Source organism: Exiguobacterium sp. s141 (assembly GCF_018618085.1).
Taxonomy (GTDB): domain Bacteria; phylum Bacillota; class Bacilli; order Exiguobacteriales; family Exiguobacteriaceae; genus Exiguobacterium; species Exiguobacterium mexicanum_A.
In genome coordinates this window covers 69,060-85,917 of the sequence record NZ_JACSLJ010000004.1, presented here as the reverse complement: position 1 = coordinate 85,917, position 16,858 = coordinate 69,060, and the positions used below count along the sequence as shown (strand labels likewise).

Genomic DNA, 16,858 nt, shown 5'->3' with positions numbered 1-16,858 from the left:
AAGATGAAGCTAGCGCTATCATCTAAGGGAGGCAGATTTATGCTCGCACCAATCGAACAGTTGACCATCGAAGAGCTCATCCGTAAACAACGTCGTTTCTATCGGACCCAAGCGACCAAATCGCTCGCATTCCGTCTCAGTATGCTGACGTTTTTAAAAGAATCGATCAAACATCATGAGGCCGAAATTCTCCAAGCGTTGGAGCAGGATTTGAACAAATCGGAACTCGACGCGTTCACGACGGAAATTGGTTTCGTCTACGATGAGATTACACGGACGACTCGTGAGTTGAAACGTTGGATGCGCCCGAAGCGAGTCCGCGGTGCTTCGATTCATCTCGGGACGAAAAGTGAGGTCATGTATGAACCTTATGGCACGGTACTGATTATCGCTCCATGGAACTACCCGTTTCAATTGGCGATGGCACCGCTCATCGGAGCGATTGCCGCAGGGAACACGGCCGTCGTGAAGCCTTCGGAATTGACACCGAACGTCGCCCAAATAATCACAAAAGTGCTCGAACGGGCGTTCACTGACCGCTACGTCGTCAGCGTCGAAGGAGATAAAGACGTGGCGACGGAACTGCTCGCAAAGAAGTGGGACCATATCTTCTTCACTGGGTCGACACCGGTCGGAAAAATTGTCATGGAGGCGGCGGCGAAACATTTGACGCCGGTCACGCTTGAGCTCGGCGGGAAATCGCCGGCCATCGTCCATGACGATGCCAATATCGAGATTGCGGCGAAACGGATCGCTTGGGGCAAATGGATGAACGCCGGGCAAACGTGCGTCGCTCCAGACTATGTCCTCGTCCATGAATCGAAACGAGAGGTATTCCTCGAAGCCATTAAACGTGAAGCGTTCACGATGTTCGGGAATGGCGTCGGGACGAAGCGGTTCACACGAATCGTCAATGAGACACATTTCGACCGTTTGACCGGATATTTGACGGAAGGCGACGTATTTTTCGGAGGTCAGACCGACCGAGATCAATTGAAGATCGCTCCGACTGTATTGACGGACATCGAAGAAGACGCAAACGTTATGAAGGATGAGATTTTTGGGCCGATTCTACCGGTACTCACGTATCGTCAACTCGATGAAGTGATTGATTTCGTTGCAGCGCGCCCACACCCGCTCGCGCTCTATTTGTTCACTGAGACGAAAGAGGTGGAGCAGAAGGTGATGAAGCATCTCACGTTTGGCGGAGGTTGTGTCAATGATGTTCTTATGCATTTGACGAACCCGAACCTGCCGTTCGGTGGCGTCGGTGAGAGCGGAATGGGCTCGTATCATGGTCGCTACAGCTTTGAGACGTTCAGCCATGCCAAATCGATTTTACGCAATACGACGAAATTTGATTTTCCGGTTCGTTATCCGAACTTCAAAGGAGCCGAGAAGTTGATTCGACTCGTCTACCGATGATTGGATTAGACTGCAGAGAGCCTGCAGTCTTTTTTTTGTGAACGAAAAAATAAGAAGATTGTTTGAAATGTCACATACTTTTATGAAAATGCCCATTGCCCTCCTGTATAATAAAACCATATATCACGCACGAGGCCAGATTAGGCATGAGACCAGTGGAGGGAGCAGACAACATGACTATGAAATGTGGGACGACCCAACCGAACAGCTTCGTCTTCTCAGAAGAGACGAAACAGCTCTTATTCGAGATGATGACGTTTCAAGAATATTCAAAAGCGAGTATCGTTTGTTGGGAAGGAGAAAAATGCAGTAAGTTCTTTTATTTGAAGAGCGGTGCCGTCAAATTCACGAAACTGACGAAAAAAGGGAGTTCGCTCATCATGTTCATATACGGCGCTGACGACTTCTTTGGAGAGTTCGACATCGACGATGTATTCCCGAGCTCCTACAGTATCGAGACGACCGAGGACAGTGTCATCGGCTGGATTTCAAAACAAGAGATGGACGAGCTCGTGCGTCAAGACGCGCAGCTGGCTACGGAGGTGTTGCGTTGGACTTCGATGATGCGTAAACAGTCCGAGATGAAGTTGCGTGACTTGTTGCTGTATGGGAAGCCAGGGGCGCTCGCCTCGACGTTGCTTCGCATGGCGGCAATGCACGGCGTAGAGGAGACAGAGGGGGTCACAGTTCCGAGACATCCGTCTGACGGCGAACTCGGACAATTGATCGGTGCACCTCGCGAAACGGTCAATCGAATGATGAACCAGTGGCGGAAAGAAGGCGTGTTAACGACGACTCCGACATCGATGGTGTTGCATGACATCGATTTCCTAAAAGAGCTATGTTACTGCGAAGGCTGTCCCGCCGGTATTTGTCGGCTTTGACTTGCCGTTCATAAGCATTGAAAAACGTGCGGCGTCACAACATGAGAACATGAACAGGTGATTGGACCGACTTATGTCGGAGCAATCGCCTTTTTGTATGCCTTTTTTTCAAATGTGAACTTTATGTGTGGAAACTACGCAAATTTGATGTGATTGTCACTTTTGAAGTGACAAATGTCACATATTAATCAGTGCCCCTTTTCATACAATGAAAGTGGAAATCAAAGGGAAAGGGGTCCTTCACGTGGAGAAAAACGATGGACAAGAACCGAACTTAAAAGGCACGTTCACATCGGTCATGATTGTCGCTGGCGTCATCATTGCCATGTGGTCGTCGGTCTTTTACTTATTTGTGACACGATAACGAGCAAGAGGAGGGAAGCACGATGCATATTCATAAACTTGAGAAGTATTGGTTAGTATTCGGCATTATTCTATTAGGCGTCTTTTTGACAGTGCTCGGTATCTCTGCGTTTGCGGCAGGGAATCAGCCGGCTTCGGACGCCGATTTGATCGACCCGGCAAAAGTGCATCAAACTGCACCGTTCGACAAACCGGGGCTTCATAAAATCGGTGACAACGAGTATGAGCTCGTCATGGTCGCCCAAGCGTTCACATTCACACCGGGCAATGTGGAAATACCAAAAGGGGCGAAAGTCACGTTTCTCGTCACGTCACCGGACGTCGTCCACGGGTTCCAATTGACAGGGACACCGGTCAATATGATGGTCGTGCCAGGCCACATCAACTCGCTCACGTATACGTTCGAAGAAGCAGGCGAATTCTTGATTCTATGTAACGAATACTGTGGAACCGGACATCACATGATGTCGACAAAAATTAAGGTGGTGGACTAAATGAATGACGTAGCCTCAAAATTAAAACAGTGGGAAATGGAACGCGGCGTACCGGTACCAAGTATCGGTGTTAAAGAAGCGCGCCTCGCCTATGCCCATGTCGTCATTTCGGTCCTCGCCGTCTTAATCGGCGGTTTGGCAGGACTCATGCAGACGCTCATCCGAACGGGCGTCATCCCGGAAGTGTTCGGTTATTATCAACTTTTGACCGCGCACGGCATCATGCTCGGTCTCGTTTTCACGACAATGTTTATTATCGGTCTGCTTTACGCGCTGCTCGCTAAGTCGTTCGGACGCTTTGAGTCATTTCCGACACGGGTTGCTTGGCTCGGGTTTTGGATGATTATCGCCGGTGCCGTGCTCGTCACAATCATGGTGCTTGCCAATAAAGCGACCGTTTTGTATACGTTCTACGCGCCACTCATGGCCGATCCAGTGTTCTATATCGGTCTCGTCTTGTTCGTCGTCGGGACATGGTTGTCGGCGTTCGCCATGTTCCGGATGTATGCGGACTATAAACGGGAAAATCCAGGCGTGCATCCGCCGCTTCCAGCGTATATGAGTATCATGACGATGCTCTTGTGGGTCATCGCCACGCTCGGTGTCGCCGGAACGATTTTATTCCAACTGCTCCCGCTCTCGCTCGGATGGAAAGACACGGTCGGAATCGAGTTATCACGGACGTTGTTCTGGTACTTCGGTCACCCCCTCGTCTATTTCTGGCTCATGCCGGCCTATATCGTCTGGTATACGGTCGTGCCGAAAGTCATCGGCGGGAAAATTTTCTCGGATGCGCTCGCCCGGATGGCGTTCCTGTTGTTCCTCCTGTTCTCGTTCCCGGTCGGATTCCACCACCAGTTGACGGAACCAGGGATTGAACCGTTCTGGAAGTTCGTTCAAGTCATCCTGACGTTCCTCGTCGTCATCCCATCGTTCATGACAGCGTTCTCGCTGTTTGCGACGTTCGAGCTGCGTGGTCGCGCACTCGGTGCCCGCGGGTTATTCGGTTGGGTCAAGAAAATGCCATATGGGGATGTCCGTTTCCTCGCGCCGTTCGTGGGCATGTTGTTCTTCATTCCAGCCGGAGCCGGCGGGATCATCAACGCATCGCACCAATTGAACGCGATGGTCCACAACACACTTTGGGTCACAGGTCACTTCCATATCACAGTCGGGACGGCCGTCGCCTTGACGTTCTTCGGAACGGCATATTGGCTCGTGCCGGTATTGCGCGGTCGGACCCTCACGAAAGCGATGAATCGAATCGGATTGATTCAAACGGGAACGTGGGCGTTCGGAATGTCGATCATGTCTTACGCTATGCACATCTCGGGCCTTCAAGGTAACCCGCGTCGGACTGGTCCGGCAACGTACTTCTCGGATGCGCTCACGCGCGAATGGATTCCATACCACATCGCCATGGCGATTGGCGGGACAATTCTGTTGATCTCGGTCCTCATCTTCGTCTATTCGATGTTCAACTTGTCATTCCTCGCCCCGAAAGGAGAAGAGGAGTTCCCGCTCGCCGAGACAGAGGAGGCGGCGATGGAGACACCGCGTTTCTTTGAAAACTGGAAACTATGGATCACCGTCACGTTCGTCTTGATCGCGTTCGCTTATACGGTCCCGATTTGGCACTTGATTGAGAGTGCGCCACCGGGAGCGAAAGGCTGGGTGCTCTGGTAAACTGAAGTCAGCCCTTTAGCGGGGCTGACTTTTTTTGTAGGAAGGGGATGAGGGGATGGACACTTTACGGGAAACCATTCGTCGAGAACACGCCAAGTATCCGCAAGGCCGGCCGTTCATCGTCGCCATCGACGGATTGAGCGGAGCTGGGAAGACGACGCTTGTTGATCAACTGCGCGGGACCTCACCGAAGGAAATGATGCTACATATCGATGATTTTATCGTCGAGCGGCATCGGCGTTACGGGACGGGACAATCGGAAGCGATGGAATATTATGCGCTCCAATGGGACGTCGACTTACTTGTCCAGACGTTGTTCGAACCGTTGCGGCAAGGGGAGACAACGCTGACGTTACCGTACTATGCGCGCGACCGGGACGAAATCGTCATGCGAACGATCGAGATTGCTCCGAACGCACTTGTCTTGATCGAAGGAATTTTCTTATTGCGGGACGAGTGGCGCCCTTATTTTGACTACGTCGTCTATCTCGACTGTCCGCGGGAGGTCCGGTATGAACGGGTCTTGAATAGGGATACGTATATCGGCGAGTTGTCGGAGCGGATTGCCAAGTACGAGCGCCGGTACTGGCCCGGAGAAGTGCATTATTTGAAGACGGTCAACCCGAAAGCCAAAGCCAATCACATCGTTCAATCCAGTTGACGCATCCACTTATAGGAGGATGCGTTTTTATTTTGGAAAAAACTGTTGACTCCGTTAGTGTACTATGGTGATAATACAGTCAGGTAGTGTATTAGTCGCATCATACACTTAGAGAGGTGACCACATGATCATACAATTCAACACGAGAGCCCCGGTCTACATCCAAGTCGTCGACTACTTCAAAAAGAAAATGGCACTTGGCGAACTGAAAGCGGGCGAAGAGATGCCGTCGCGGCGTGAGTTAGCGAGCGAATTGAAAATTAACCCGAACACCGTCCAAAAGGCGTTCAAAGAAATGGAGGAACAACAATTGATTACGACCGAACGGAATCGCCCAAGTCGCGTGACGACGGATGAACATGTATTGAAACGGATCCGTACCGAACTCGTCGATGAGGCGGTCGCCGTCTTCGTCGAATCGATTCAAGAACTCGACGTCACGATGGATGAGCTCGTCGATAAAATCAAACGGCAATACGGGGAGGGGAATCTCGATGATCGAAGTATTGGGAGTTAAAAAACGTTACCGGAGAAAACAAGTTATCGAAGACGTGTCGTTCACGGCCCAAAAAGGAGAAATCACGTGCCTGATCGGCTTGAATGGGACCGGGAAGTCGACCATTCTCAAAGGGATCATGGGGCTGACGCGATTCGACCGGGGCACGGTACTCGTCGACGGCAAACCGCTCGACTTGAATCGTGTCGCGTTCGTACCGGATCATTCGACGTTCCCCATCCATTTCACCATTGAACAGTGCGAGGCGTTCATGCGCGACTTTTATCCAAAGTTCGACCCGAAATTGTTTGCCCGTCTTGTCGATGAGTTCAAGCTGTTCCCCGAGGACAAGTTGAATGAACTCTCAAAAGGGACGCTCGCGAAAGTGAATTTGGCGCTCGGCATCGCCCAAGACCCGGACTATTTATTGCTCGACGAACCGTTCTCGGGCATCGACGTATTCTCGAAAGAACAAATCGTCGAGTTGTTCTCGAGCGATTTGATGGAAGACCGCGGTGTGTTGATCACGACGCACGAGATTGACGATATCGAATACTTGGTCGACAAGGCCGTCCTCTTGAACCGCGGTCGGATCGTCCGCGAGTTCGACGTCGAGGACGTCCGCTTCATTCATGGGAAGTCGATCGTCGACGTCATGAGAGAGGAGTATGGCGCATGAATCTATTGAAACTACTCGGATGGGAAGTCGAGCGGATGACGAAACCATATCTCATCTTAATCACATTGCTCGTCGTCACGCAGTTCGCATGGCTCGGTATCTTCTTATGGAGCGAGACGAACATGTATGAAGAGATGCGTCGCACCGGGACACCGGATTATATCTTGACGTTCGCCAATTATCTCGGAGGGACACCGTTCATCTTGTCGATTGGGGTTGCTGTCACGGCGATGGTATTCTTCAGTTTTTGGATTTGGTATCGTGACTTCCAAGGCCGTGGGACGTTCATGATGCGCTTGTTGCTCATGCCACAACAACGGATGCTCGTCTTCGCTGCGAAGCTGGCGACTATGATGTTGCTAATCCTTGGCTTGTTCTCGGTTCAATGGATTGCCCTTAAACTCCAGTACATAGCGTTTACGAGTTGGTTCGATTCGCAGATGATTTCAATGCGTGGCTCGTTCGAACAGGCCATCGGTTACGATGGGGCGCTCTCGGTCATGTTCCCGGCGTCACTATTCAACTTCTTTGTCCATCAAGCATTAATTGTCCTAGCCGTTTTGTTCATCTTCACATTTGTGTTGATCGAACGGAGCCTTTGGCAACGGACGGTATGGGCACCGTTCCTCGCTTTATTGACGATTGGGGTGGTCATAGTTGTGCCGATGATTGGATTCTTTACCGTTGAGAACTACCTATTCATGGAAGAGACGCTGGCCGTCTTCACTCTTATTTTAGTGATTTGGTTTATTGGGGTCATTTGGATCGGACATCGTCAGTTGACGAAAAAATTAAGTGTGTGAGGTGAGCAGATGAAACGAATGTGGAATGTGGCCGCGCTCGGTGTGGTCGTCATCATCGGCCTCGGTACGTTCGCCATTGATTCGAAAGCATCAACGGCGGAGTGGGTGCTCGACGTCAAAACGGACGAAAGTGTATGGGAAAATCAAAAGATACGAGCTTTTTATGAAACCGGGGATGAAGTCCAAGAACAGTTTGAAATCTCTCGGTCTGGCAGCGAAGTGACGACACATTTAAATTATGTCGAAGAAGCGCTTAAACAACGTGAACAGATTGATCCGACGATGCGGAAATTCTATCGTCAAATGACGAATCTTAGTTTTACCCAGTTGGTGCGCACGAATGATGGATATGTCGGAATCGGACAAAAAGGAAACGAGGAAATCGTCCTCTTCCGGACCGAAGGCGAAGACGTGACGACGACAACATTCCCGTCAGACGTCAGTAGTGCGGTTGAAATCATGGAAGGGAACTGGCACGGTATATTCGTTCAAGACAGCCGCGTCCATTTGATTTATCGTGACGGTTATGACAGACAGGCAGCGACGAAACTCGCGGTGTTTGATGAGGGATCGACAGATATCGCCACCGAAGAAATCACGGTAGAAGACGGCTACATTTCCAGTGTGTTCGGCACGTCGTGGTTTTACGATGAGAATCGGACGCCACTCTCTGCCGATAATCGTTTCCTCCCAGTACGTCTTGGGACGTACGAGACGATTACCGAAGATGGTCAGACGTACACGAACGAGACGGAACGGTTTGGACTGTATGCGTATGACATCGAGGAAAAACGAGTCGTCGAGTTAAAGAGTGAAGGGGATATTGGGGACGTAACCGTCTATGAGGATCAATTGATCGCCTTGCAGGAAGACGGAACCGAACTTGTCGTCGACTTGAAAACAGGGAAGCAATCGACGCGTCAAGTCATCGATGGTTCGGTCGGCACGACGTCATACGTCGGTAATCAACTGTATCATATCCGTCCGGCGAAAGATGGTGCCGTCATCGATGTGTATGAGGATGGGAAAGCCATCTCGAGCGCCGCGGTGAAAGCGACGAACGATGAGGCGAAAGCATTGCTCTCAAACACACAGTATTATGTACAATAACAAATAACCGAGAGGCGGCCGCCTCTCGGTTATTTTGATGGTTTCGGGACGATGACCCCGTCTTCTAAATCGAGCAACATGTCGATCAGTTCCGCACAAAACTCTGGGAACTGGTCGAGGAACGCACCCGGACCGACCTCATCGGTGAAGTCGATATACAGGTCCGACACGTTACCGGCCATTTTCGCCGGAAGGGCGAGGAACGCCGATCCGAAACGCCAGCTGCCACGGATATCGAGCAGCTTGCCGAGCATAATGTCGCCGACCTCGCGCTTTTCGGGGAGGTTGACGCGATACGTCTCTTTCGTCTCCCAGTCGCGTAAGCCGTCCTCGGTCACTTCAAACACCGAACAACGCGGAACCGCCAAGCCGCGGAGCGCGTGATACAAGGCCGGGGACATGTCGGCTTTTTGATCCGCCAAATAGCGGCCGTGCGGTGTCATCCCGTCCTCGTCCGTCTCGAAGAAGACGGCCCAATCGATGAACAAGTCGCGGAATAGCTCCGCGTCTTTCAAGTGCCACGTGCCTTCCGAGGTGATCTCTTGTATATAGTTCGTCCATTGCGTGATGCGCGCGAGCGCGGCCTGCTCATACATTTTTTTCAGCTCGGCCAGCAATTCGGACTCTTCTACGAGCAAAGGGAATGGAATTACTTTCCGGTCTTTTTTCATCGGCGTGGTCCTCGTTTATTCGCAGGACGCTTGACGACCGGCGGTTTATCCTCGATTCGCTTCTCGATGACGTCGCCACGGTAAATCTCGAGTTCTTTCAATTCAACGCCGAGTTGACGGGCGAACGATTTCAAATGGGTCAAATCCTCATCTGTCACGAGCGAGAGCACGGTCCCGGCCGCATTCCCGCGTGCCGTCCGGCCTGAGCGGTGAATAAAGTCATCGATTGATTCTGGCAAGTCGAAGTGGACGACGTGCGTCACTTCCTCGATATCGAGACCACGGGCTGCGAGGCCAGTCGTGATGAGGAGCGGGTAGTCACCCTTCCGGAACTCACGAAGTGTTTCGACACGTTCGCGCTTTCCTTTCAAGCTGTCGAGCATGCGATAGTTCACTTTCATCTTGTCGAGCTCACCTTTCAACGGTGGCAAGAACGACCGGTTGTTGATGAACGCGAGCGCTTTGACGTTGTCGACGTGAGACAGGCGGCGGAGCAACTCTGGTTTATACCGGCGCGTCGTCAACATGTAGCCATAGGTGACTTGTGCGCTTACCGCCCGCTCGATTTTCACGTGGGCCGGTTCGTTCAAGAATGGGGCAGCCCAAGCTTGAAGCGTGTCTGTGAGTGTCGCCGAGACGAGGGCGATTTGATGTTCATGCGCCGTATGTTTGATGATCCGTTGGGCAGATTCTGTCAAACCGCTATCGATGATTTGATCGGCTTCGTCGAGGACGATCGTATGCGTCTCGTGAAGTTTCAATTTTTTCTTCTCAATGAGTTCGACGAGTCGGCCCGGTGTCCCGACGATCAAATGTGGTTTTTTCTTCAACCGGTCGATTTGACGTTTCAACTCGACGCCACCGATGAACGAAGCGATGCGGACGTCACCTTTCTCGGTGAAGCGTTGCGCGACCGTTTGAATCTGCATGACGAGTTCACGCGTCGGCGCGACGATGACGACTTGGATGCGGTCGTTCGACGCATCGATTTTTTCGATGGCGGGTAATAAGTAAGCAAGCGTCTTCCCGGTACCTGTCGGCGCTTCGATCGTGACGTCTTTACCGTCCAACAGAAGCGGGAACGCTTCTGCTTGGACCGGCATTGGTTCAGTAAAGCCAAGGCGATCCCAGGCTTCGTTAATAAATGGTTTTGTAAAGTTCATATCAATTCTCCTTATCGTGGGGCAAAAACAAAGGAAGCTTAAGCGCTCCCTGTCTTAGATATAGCGAACATGTTCAGTATCTTGGTCGAATGAAGAACGGAGTGTCTGTGTGAACGTCTGTCCGTCCTCGATGAGTTTGATGTGCACATCGATTTGGTCAGCCGACGCCTCGACGCCTTCGACGGTGAAGCCTTGATACACACGATACTGCAATTCTTTCGTCAACCGTTCGTATGAAGCGAGCTCTGGATACGTCGCTGCCACGTCAATCGGGCGCGAGATGAGAGCAACGAGCAAGTTATCGCGGTAGTCGATGAAATCCTCGTTTTCGATGTCGTCGTCAAACCGAATCCAAAAACCTGCATCTTCAAACTCAGTGATAAATCCGTCACGTTGTTCACCGTTTTCCTCTACTTTAAGAGAGATGCGGTCACCGGTCTTTAAATCGTGAGCGGCTGTCAATAATTCGTACGTCACGGGAAGAACCCCTTCCTCTTCTACAATGTTCTGCCTTCATTGTGTCCGATATAAGGCAAAAATTCAAGTTCTATCCCCGAGGTGTGAGGTACATCACTACGAAAACTGTATAAATCGTCACATCCCATCTGAAATGATACAGAAATGAGTTGAATCCTGCCGTAACAAGACTTATCTGTTTCAGAAGGAAGGGTTTTTGCATTATAACAGTATTTAAAACGCTTACAAAAACGGCTTTATGCCAACGTTCATGAGATTGTTACAACTTTCACAAGAATGTAAAACAAAATGTTCACGTTTTCACGTACACTCAACTTATAGAAAGCACGCAGTTATCTCAACTATGAGGAGTGACCCACAATGGCAACCGAAATTAAATCAGCCTGGTCAGGATTTGTACCTGGGCAGTGGACGAACGAAGTGAACGTCGGTGAGTTTATCCGTTTGAACCGACATGAATACACAGGGGACGATCATTTCCTCGTCGGACCGACCGATGCGACGAACCGTCTTTGGGCACAAGTGATGGAATTGACGAAAGAAGAGCGGGAACGCGGTGGTGTTTGGGCGGTCGATCAAAACAACCCATCGACAATCGTCTCGCACGGACCGGGATACTTAAACAAAGAGCTCGAGAAAGTGGTCGGTGTTCAAACGGACGAGCCGTTCAAACGTTCGATCCATCCAAACGGCGGGATCCGGATGGTCGACGCTGCCCTTGAGTCATACGGTTTCGAGCCGAACCCTGAAATCACAAAGATTTATTCGGAAATTCGCAAAACGCATAACCAAGGTGTCTTCGATGCGTATACACCTGAGATGCGGGCGGCGCGGAAGTCAGGGATCATCACAGGTCTTCCTGACGCTTACGGCCGAGGACGGATCATCGGCGACTACCGTCGTGTTGCCTTGTACGGGTTAGATTTCTTGATTGCAGAACGTAAAAAAGACTTGGCGAACCGTGGCGGTTTCTTATCAGAGTCAGATATTCGGACACGGGAAGAAATGTCTGAGCAGCTCCGGGCCCTCCAAGAGTTGAAACAACTCGGTGCGGCGTACGGATTTGACCTCGGCCGTCCGGCGGAAAATACACAAGAGGCGTACCAATGGGTATACCTTGCATATCTCGCAGCCGTCAAAGAACAGAACGGCGCCGCGATGTCACTTGGACGTGTCTCGACATTCCTCGATGTTTACGCAGAACGTGATATCGAAGCAGGTCGTTTGACCGAGTCAGACGTTCAAGAAATCGTCGACCACTTCATCATGAAGCTCCGGATTGTCAAATTCTTGCGCACGCCTGACTACAACGAATTGTTCTCGGGTGACCCAACGTGGGTGACCGAGTCAATCGGTGGGATGAGTGAGGATGGTCGCTCGAACGTGACGAAGAGCTCATTCCGCTTCTTGCATTCACTCTCAAACCTCGGGCCAGCACCAGAACCGAACTTGACGGTGCTTTGGTCGACGAAATTGCCAGAAGGATTTAAACAATATTGCGCGAAGATGTCGATTGAGACGTCTGCGATCCAATATGAGAACGACGACCTCATGCTTCCAGAGTTTGGCGACGACTACGGCATCGCCTGCTGTGTGTCACCGATGAAGATCGGGAAACAGATGCAGTTCTTCGGTGCCCGCGCCAACATGGCAAAAGCACTCCTTTACAGCATGAACGGAGGCCGCGATGAGAAGAGCGGCGACCAAATCGCGCCGGTTTGGGAGATGAACACCGAAGACGTGCTCACGTACGACAAAGTGTATGCCGACTTCGATCGGACGCTCGATTGGCTCGCCGAGCTCTACGTCAACACGCTCAACGTCATCCACTTCATGCACGATAAATATGCGTACGAACGGATCGAGATGGCACTTCATGACCCAGAAATCCTACGGACGATGGCATGCGGAATCGCCGGTCTCTCGGTCACAGCAGATAGTCTGTCAGCCATCAAATATGCGACCGTGAAACCGGTCCGCAACGAGCAAGGCATTGCTGTCGACTTCGAGACAGAAGGCGACTTCCCTAAATTCGGAAACAACGATGACCGTGTCGATTCAATCGCCGTCGAACTCGTTGAGTCGTTCATGGAAAAAGTGCGTAAGCATAAAACATACCGCGACGCGCTCCATACGCAATCAGTCTTGACGATCACATCAAACGTCGTCTACGGCAAGAAAACTGGGAACACACCGGACGGACGCCGTGCCGGCGAACCGTTCGCCCCAGGTGCGAACCCGATGCATGGCCGCGATACGAAAGGTGCTGCCGCATCGCTCTCATCAGTCGCGAAACTTCCGTTCGAGCATGCGCAAGACGGGATCTCATACACGTTCTCGATCGTACCGAAAGCACTAGGCAAAGAAGAAGTAGCTCGTGAACTCAACTTAGCGGCACTTCTTGACGGCTATATGGGCGGCGAGCATAAAGGACATCACTTGAACGTCAACGTCTTCAACCGTGAAACGTTGCTCGATGCGATGGAGCATCCGGAAGAATATCCACAGCTCACCATCCGCGTCTCTGGCTATGCGGTCAACTTCATCAAGTTGACGCGCGAACAACAAATCGACGTCATCAACCGGACGTTCCACGGTTCATTGTAAGTAATCAAGGCTTGGCGGCCTTCTTCTGAAGGCCGCTCATTCGTTAGGAGGTCATTTCGATGACAATGGGATATGTACACTCGGTCGAATCGTTTGGAACCGTTGACGGCCCGGGAATTCGTTTTATCGTCTTTTTACAAGGTTGTGCGCTTCGTTGCTTGTATTGCCACAACGCTGACACGTGGGATTTCAAAAAGAATAACCATCGTTCGGCCGAGGACGTCATTCAAGAAGCGCTCAGCTATCGTCCGTTCATGGAAGCATCAAAAGGCGGTATCACGATTTCAGGGGGCGACCCGCTCGCGCAGCCAGAGTTCTTAGAAGCGCTCTTGCGTGAAGCGAAGAAACACGGGCTCCACACGACACTCGACACGTCGGGCGCACTTCGTCCCCCTAACTTGGATGCCATCTTAGATCATACGGATCTCGTCTTACTCGATATCAAACATATCGACGATGACATGTGTAAGAAACTGACGGGACGGAGCAACGTCAACACGCTCGCGCTTGCTGAACATTTATCCGAGCGCGGAACGAAAATGTGGATTCGCCACGTCCTCGTCCCAGAATGGACACTTGATGAAGGAGCGCTCCGCCGCACGGCCGCGTTCATTCAAAAGCTCGACCACGTCGAGAAAGTCGAAATTTTGCCGTACCATGAGATGGGTGTCTATAAATGGGAGGCACTCGGTCTCGACTATCCGCTCAAAGGGATTAAACCCCCGACGACGGAAGAAGTAGAATGGGCGGAAGGGATCTTACAAGGAACCGTTTAAAAAACTGCGCAGACCGTCACGGTCTGCGCAGTTTTTTGGATTACAAATGTTTTTGACTGACGTGCTGACGGATGGCTGCCTCATCGAGTGGGCGCTTGGCGACGCCGGTCTCGACGGCGGCTTTGGCGACCGCGACTGCGACGGCGGGTGCGATTCGCTCATCGAACGGGCTCGGGATGACGACCCCGTTTATGAGATCTTCCTCGGTCAACAAGTCGGCAATCGCGTGGACGGCCGCTTCTTTCATCTCTTCGTTGATCTCGGTGGCGCGAACGTCAAGCGCCCCGCGGAAAATACCAGGGAAGGCGAGGACGTTGTTCACTTGGTTGGCGAAGTCGGAACGACCGGTCGCGACGACACGCGCCCCGGCTTTTGTCGCGAGGTCCGGCATAATCTCCGGAATCGGGTTCGCGAGTGCGAAGATGACCGGATCGACAGCCATCGAACGAACCATCTCTTCGGTGACGGCACCGGCCGCCGAGACGCCGATGAAGACGTCGGCACCTTGAAGCACATCGGCGAGCGTCCCTTCATGTTGCTTCCGGTTCGTTGCTTTGGCGATTTGCTCTTTGAACGGGTTCATCCCTTCGACGCGTCCTTCGTAAATCGCACCTTTCGTGTCACAGATGACGAGGTCTTCGACGCCGAAACGCTTCAACAGTTTCGCGATGGCGATGCCGGCAGCCCCGGCACCGTTCATGACGACCCGAAGTTCAGGCATCGTCTTGTCGACGAGTCGTAGTGCGTTGACGAGACCTGCTAGCACAACGATGGCCGTCCCGTGTTGGTCGTCATGGAAGACGGGAATCGGGAGCGTCTGTTTCAGGCGCGCCTCGATCTCGAAACATTCGGGCGCCTTGATGTCTTCTAAGTTAACGGCACCGAATGTCGGCGCAAGCAATTCGACCGTCCGGACGATCTCGTCGACGTTATGCGTGTCGAGACAGATGGGGAACGCATCGACCCCGGCAAAGCTTTTGAACAAGACGGCTTTCCCTTCCATGACCGGGAGCGCGGCCTCTGGACCGATATTGCCGAGGCCGAGGACGGCACTTCCGTCCGAGACGACGGCGACCGTGTTGGCACGGAGTGTATAGTCGTAAGACAGTTCTTTATCTTCAGCGATGCGACGGCATGGTTCGGCGACACCTGGTGAATAAGCGAGACTGAGCGCTTCTTTCGTGTCGACGTCGACTTTCGGTGTCGTTTCCAATTTTCCGTGGTGCATGGCGTGCATCTCAAGTGCGCGTTCGTTCAATGTTTTCATAGGTCTCTCCCTGTATGCTAGCGATTTTTATCTGTGACAATACGAATCCATTGTAGCGGAGAAACCGCTTTCTTTCGAGGGTTTTGCCTGCATTTATGCGAACTATTTCTGAACGATTGTTCACAAATGTCGGATTGGTGATAAGACTTGGTGCTAGGGCAGGAAGGTCGAAAAAGGAGCCACAGTTTTTCTGTGACTCCTCTCTTAGATTAAGCTTTCGTTTTTCGTTTCTTCTTCTCAGCGAGACGTGCCGCCTCCGCTTGGCGTTTTTCCGCGTAGCGGAGCTCGCGCTCGAGCTTGACGAAGCTCTGATAGCGTTTCGCATCGAGCGTTCCGGATGTGATGGCGGCTCGGACGGCGCAGCCTGGCTCGTTGCCGTGCGCACAGTCCCGGAACCGACACGTCTCGGCGAGCGCCTCGATATCCCGAAACGTCTCGTCGAGGTGGTCGGCCCCGTCCCAAAGACCGAATTCACGCATACCGGGCGTATCGATGACGAACAAATCGTCAATCCGGAACAGTTCGCGATGCGTCGTCGTGTGCTTGCCGCGCTCATCGCTCTCGCGGACGGCCTGTGTCTCGGTGACGGTCTCACCGGCGAGCGCGTTCGTCAGCGTCGATTTCCCGACACCGGACGAGCCGACGAGGACGATGGTGCTTCCGCTCGGCAGTGCGGCTCGCAACGCCTCGACGCCGTCGCCTGTGAGTGAACTGACAGGGAAGACATCGACCCCCGGAACCGTCAAAGCGAGCTCATCGACGAGCGCCTCGGGGTTGTCGACTTGGTCCGATTTCGTCAAGATGATGAGCGGTGTGGCTCCGGTTTCCCACGCGGCGAGCGAATAGCGCTCGAGCCGGCGCAGGTTGAAATCATGTCCGCACGCCATCGTGATCAAGATAAAATCGACGTTCGCGCAGATCAATTGTTCGCGCGTCTCGTTGCCGGCCGCTGCCCGTGACAGGACAGTGCGCCGCTCAAGGAGACGCCGAATCACGCCTTGACCATGCTCACGAACGGTGAACTCGACGAAGTCACCGATGACCGGATAGTCGCGCTCGCTTTCGGCCTCATGTCGGAATTTCCCGGTGACACTGCACGTATAGTTCGCACTTTCAGTCGTGATGGTATACATATGTTGGAACTGTGCCGTGACACGTCCCGTTGTCGTTGTTTGATTCAAATAGAATCCTCCTTTTAGTTGTGGAGGACAGTCGCCCTCCTGTTGGCTGACAAAGTGTGTACTGCGAATTGTACGGTGCTCATAAAACATCATCCTTTCGTTGTTCGATGCCTCT

General features: G+C 52.2%; 17 protein-coding genes. 12 read left to right on the top strand and 5 right to left on the bottom strand.

The genetic code is table 11. The features are described from left to right. Nucleotides 1–39: 39 nt before the first annotated feature. From KNP74_RS10415 to KNP74_RS10370, 10 genes are all read left to right on the top strand, one after another. On the top strand, nt 40–1,425 hold the full coding sequence (locus KNP74_RS10415; RefSeq protein WP_214764220.1) for an aldehyde dehydrogenase: 1,386 nt from the start codon (nt 40–42) through the stop codon (nt 1,423–1,425). A gap of 173 nt (nt 1,426–1,598) precedes the next feature. Then, the gene (locus KNP74_RS10410; RefSeq protein WP_214764219.1) at nt 1,599–2,309 is read left to right on the top strand and encodes a Crp/Fnr family transcriptional regulator; all 711 of its coding nucleotides are present in this window, start codon (nt 1,599–1,601) and stop codon (nt 2,307–2,309) included. Between the two features lie 244 nt (nt 2,310–2,553). Continuing rightward, nucleotides 2,554–2,673 carry a cytochrome c oxidase subunit 2A gene (locus KNP74_RS10405; protein ID WP_232819585.1) on the top strand — a complete coding sequence of 40 codons (120 nt, stop codon included), beginning with the start codon at nt 2,554–2,556 and terminating at the stop codon, nt 2,671–2,673. Nucleotides 2,674–2,695: 22 nt separating this feature from the next. Beyond that, nucleotides 2,696–3,166: a cytochrome c oxidase subunit II gene (locus tag KNP74_RS10400; RefSeq protein ID WP_034781134.1), complete on the top strand. Its 471-nt coding sequence runs from the start codon at nt 2,696–2,698 to the stop codon at nt 3,164–3,166. Continuing rightward, nucleotides 3,167–4,852 (top strand): b(o/a)3-type cytochrome-c oxidase subunit 1, encoded by a 1,686-nt coding sequence (locus KNP74_RS10395; protein WP_251130150.1) that lies wholly within the window; start codon nt 3,167–3,169, stop codon nt 4,850–4,852. Between the two features lie 55 nt (nt 4,853–4,907). Further along, nucleotides 4,908–5,513 carry a kinase gene (locus KNP74_RS10390; RefSeq protein ID WP_214754253.1) on the top strand — a complete coding sequence of 202 codons (606 nt, stop codon included), beginning with the start codon at nt 4,908–4,910 and terminating at the stop codon, nt 5,511–5,513. Nucleotides 5,514–5,637: 124 nt separating this feature from the next. Beyond that, nucleotides 5,638–6,030, top strand: a complete 393-nt coding sequence (locus KNP74_RS10385; RefSeq protein ID WP_214708735.1) for a GntR family transcriptional regulator — start codon at nt 5,638–5,640, stop codon at nt 6,028–6,030. Continuing rightward, nucleotides 6,008–6,688, top strand: a complete 681-nt coding sequence (locus KNP74_RS10380) for an ABC transporter ATP-binding protein (protein ID WP_214764218.1) — start codon at nt 6,008–6,010, stop codon at nt 6,686–6,688. Before KNP74_RS10385 ends, KNP74_RS10380 begins: the two co-directional genes overlap by 23 nt. Further along, nucleotides 6,685–7,491, top strand: a complete 807-nt coding sequence (locus KNP74_RS10375) for a hypothetical protein (protein WP_214764216.1) — start codon at nt 6,685–6,687, stop codon at nt 7,489–7,491. The genes KNP74_RS10380 and KNP74_RS10375 overlap by 4 nt, the downstream gene beginning before the upstream one ends. Nucleotides 7,492–7,500: 9 nt before the next feature. Further along, nucleotides 7,501–8,601 (top strand): hypothetical protein, encoded by a 1,101-nt coding sequence (locus KNP74_RS10370; protein ID WP_214764215.1) that lies wholly within the window; start codon nt 7,501–7,503, stop codon nt 8,599–8,601. 29 nt (nt 8,602–8,630) lie between these two features. On the opposite strand, the gene KNP74_RS10365 is transcribed toward KNP74_RS10370, so the two are convergent. From KNP74_RS10365 to KNP74_RS10355, 3 genes are read right to left on the bottom strand one after another with little or no spacing between them, the layout of a single operon-like run. Next, nucleotides 8,631–9,272: a hypothetical protein gene (locus KNP74_RS10365; protein ID WP_214764214.1), complete on the bottom strand. Its 642-nt coding sequence runs from the start codon at nt 9,270–9,272 to the stop codon at nt 8,631–8,633. After that, nucleotides 9,269–10,435, bottom strand: a complete 1,167-nt coding sequence (locus tag KNP74_RS10360) for a DEAD/DEAH box helicase (protein ID WP_214764213.1) — start codon at nt 10,433–10,435, stop codon at nt 9,269–9,271. Before KNP74_RS10360 ends, KNP74_RS10365 begins: the two co-directional genes overlap by 4 nt. Nucleotides 10,436–10,489: 54 nt before the next feature. Then, complete coding sequence (locus KNP74_RS10355; protein WP_034781118.1) at nt 10,490–10,912, bottom strand: hypothetical protein; 423 nt, start codon at nt 10,910–10,912, stop codon at nt 10,490–10,492. A gap of 360 nt (nt 10,913–11,272) precedes the next feature. On the opposite strand from KNP74_RS10355, the gene pflB reads away from it, so the two are divergent. Together pflB and pflA are read left to right on the top strand one after the other, a co-directional pair. Further along, on the top strand, nt 11,273–13,519 hold the full coding sequence (gene pflB, locus KNP74_RS10350) for a formate C-acetyltransferase (protein WP_214764212.1): 2,247 nt from the start codon (nt 11,273–11,275) through the stop codon (nt 13,517–13,519). Between the two features lie 59 nt (nt 13,520–13,578). After that, complete coding sequence (gene pflA, locus KNP74_RS10345) at nt 13,579–14,295, top strand: pyruvate formate-lyase-activating protein (RefSeq protein ID WP_021067805.1); 717 nt, start codon at nt 13,579–13,581, stop codon at nt 14,293–14,295. A 40-nt stretch (nt 14,296–14,335) separates the two neighbouring features. Here pflA and KNP74_RS10340 read toward each other — a convergent pair whose 3' ends face one another. Continuing rightward, a complete protein-coding gene (locus tag KNP74_RS10340; RefSeq protein ID WP_214764211.1) occupies nt 14,336–15,562 on the bottom strand; it encodes an NAD(P)-dependent malic enzyme in 1,227 nt (408 codons plus the stop codon). 209 nt (nt 15,563–15,771) lie between these two features. Continuing rightward, the gene (rsgA, locus tag KNP74_RS10335) at nt 15,772–16,743 is read right to left on the bottom strand and encodes a ribosome small subunit-dependent GTPase A (protein ID WP_214764209.1); all 972 of its coding nucleotides are present in this window, start codon (nt 16,741–16,743) and stop codon (nt 15,772–15,774) included. Nucleotides 16,744–16,858 lie beyond the last annotated feature (115 nt).

Excerpts from the sequence above, each read along its gene's own strand:
- pflB (WP_214764212.1), top strand. The coding sequence starts at position 11,273 with ATGGCAACCGAAATTAAATCAGCCTGGTCAGGATTTGTACCTGGGCAG.
- KNP74_RS10375 (WP_214764216.1), top strand. The coding sequence starts at position 6,685 with ATGAATCTATTGAAACTACTCGGATGGGAAGTCGAGCGGATGACGAAA.
- KNP74_RS10340 (WP_214764211.1), bottom strand. The coding sequence starts at position 15,562 with ATGAAAACATTGAACGAACGCGCACTTGAGATGCACGCCATGCACCAC.
- KNP74_RS10390 (WP_214754253.1), top strand. The coding sequence starts at position 4,908 with ATGGACACTTTACGGGAAACCATTCGTCGAGAACACGCCAAGTATCCG.
- KNP74_RS10370 (WP_214764215.1), top strand. The coding sequence starts at position 7,501 with ATGAAACGAATGTGGAATGTGGCCGCGCTCGGTGTGGTCGTCATCATC.
- KNP74_RS10360 (WP_214764213.1), bottom strand. The coding sequence starts at position 10,435 with ATGAACTTTACAAAACCATTTATTAACGAAGCCTGGGATCGCCTTGGC.
- KNP74_RS10415 (WP_214764220.1), top strand. The coding sequence starts at position 40 with ATGCTCGCACCAATCGAACAGTTGACCATCGAAGAGCTCATCCGTAAA.
- KNP74_RS10380 (WP_214764218.1), top strand. The coding sequence starts at position 6,008 with ATGATCGAAGTATTGGGAGTTAAAAAACGTTACCGGAGAAAACAAGTT.
- KNP74_RS10385 (WP_214708735.1), top strand. The coding sequence starts at position 5,638 with ATGATCATACAATTCAACACGAGAGCCCCGGTCTACATCCAAGTCGTC.
- pflA (WP_021067805.1), top strand. The coding sequence starts at position 13,579 with ATGACAATGGGATATGTACACTCGGTCGAATCGTTTGGAACCGTTGAC.
- KNP74_RS10400 (WP_034781134.1), top strand. The coding sequence starts at position 2,696 with ATGCATATTCATAAACTTGAGAAGTATTGGTTAGTATTCGGCATTATT.
- KNP74_RS10395 (WP_251130150.1), top strand. The coding sequence starts at position 3,167 with ATGAATGACGTAGCCTCAAAATTAAAACAGTGGGAAATGGAACGCGGC.
- KNP74_RS10365 (WP_214764214.1), bottom strand. The coding sequence starts at position 9,272 with ATGAAAAAAGACCGGAAAGTAATTCCATTCCCTTTGCTCGTAGAAGAG.
- KNP74_RS10410 (WP_214764219.1), top strand. The coding sequence starts at position 1,599 with ATGACTATGAAATGTGGGACGACCCAACCGAACAGCTTCGTCTTCTCA.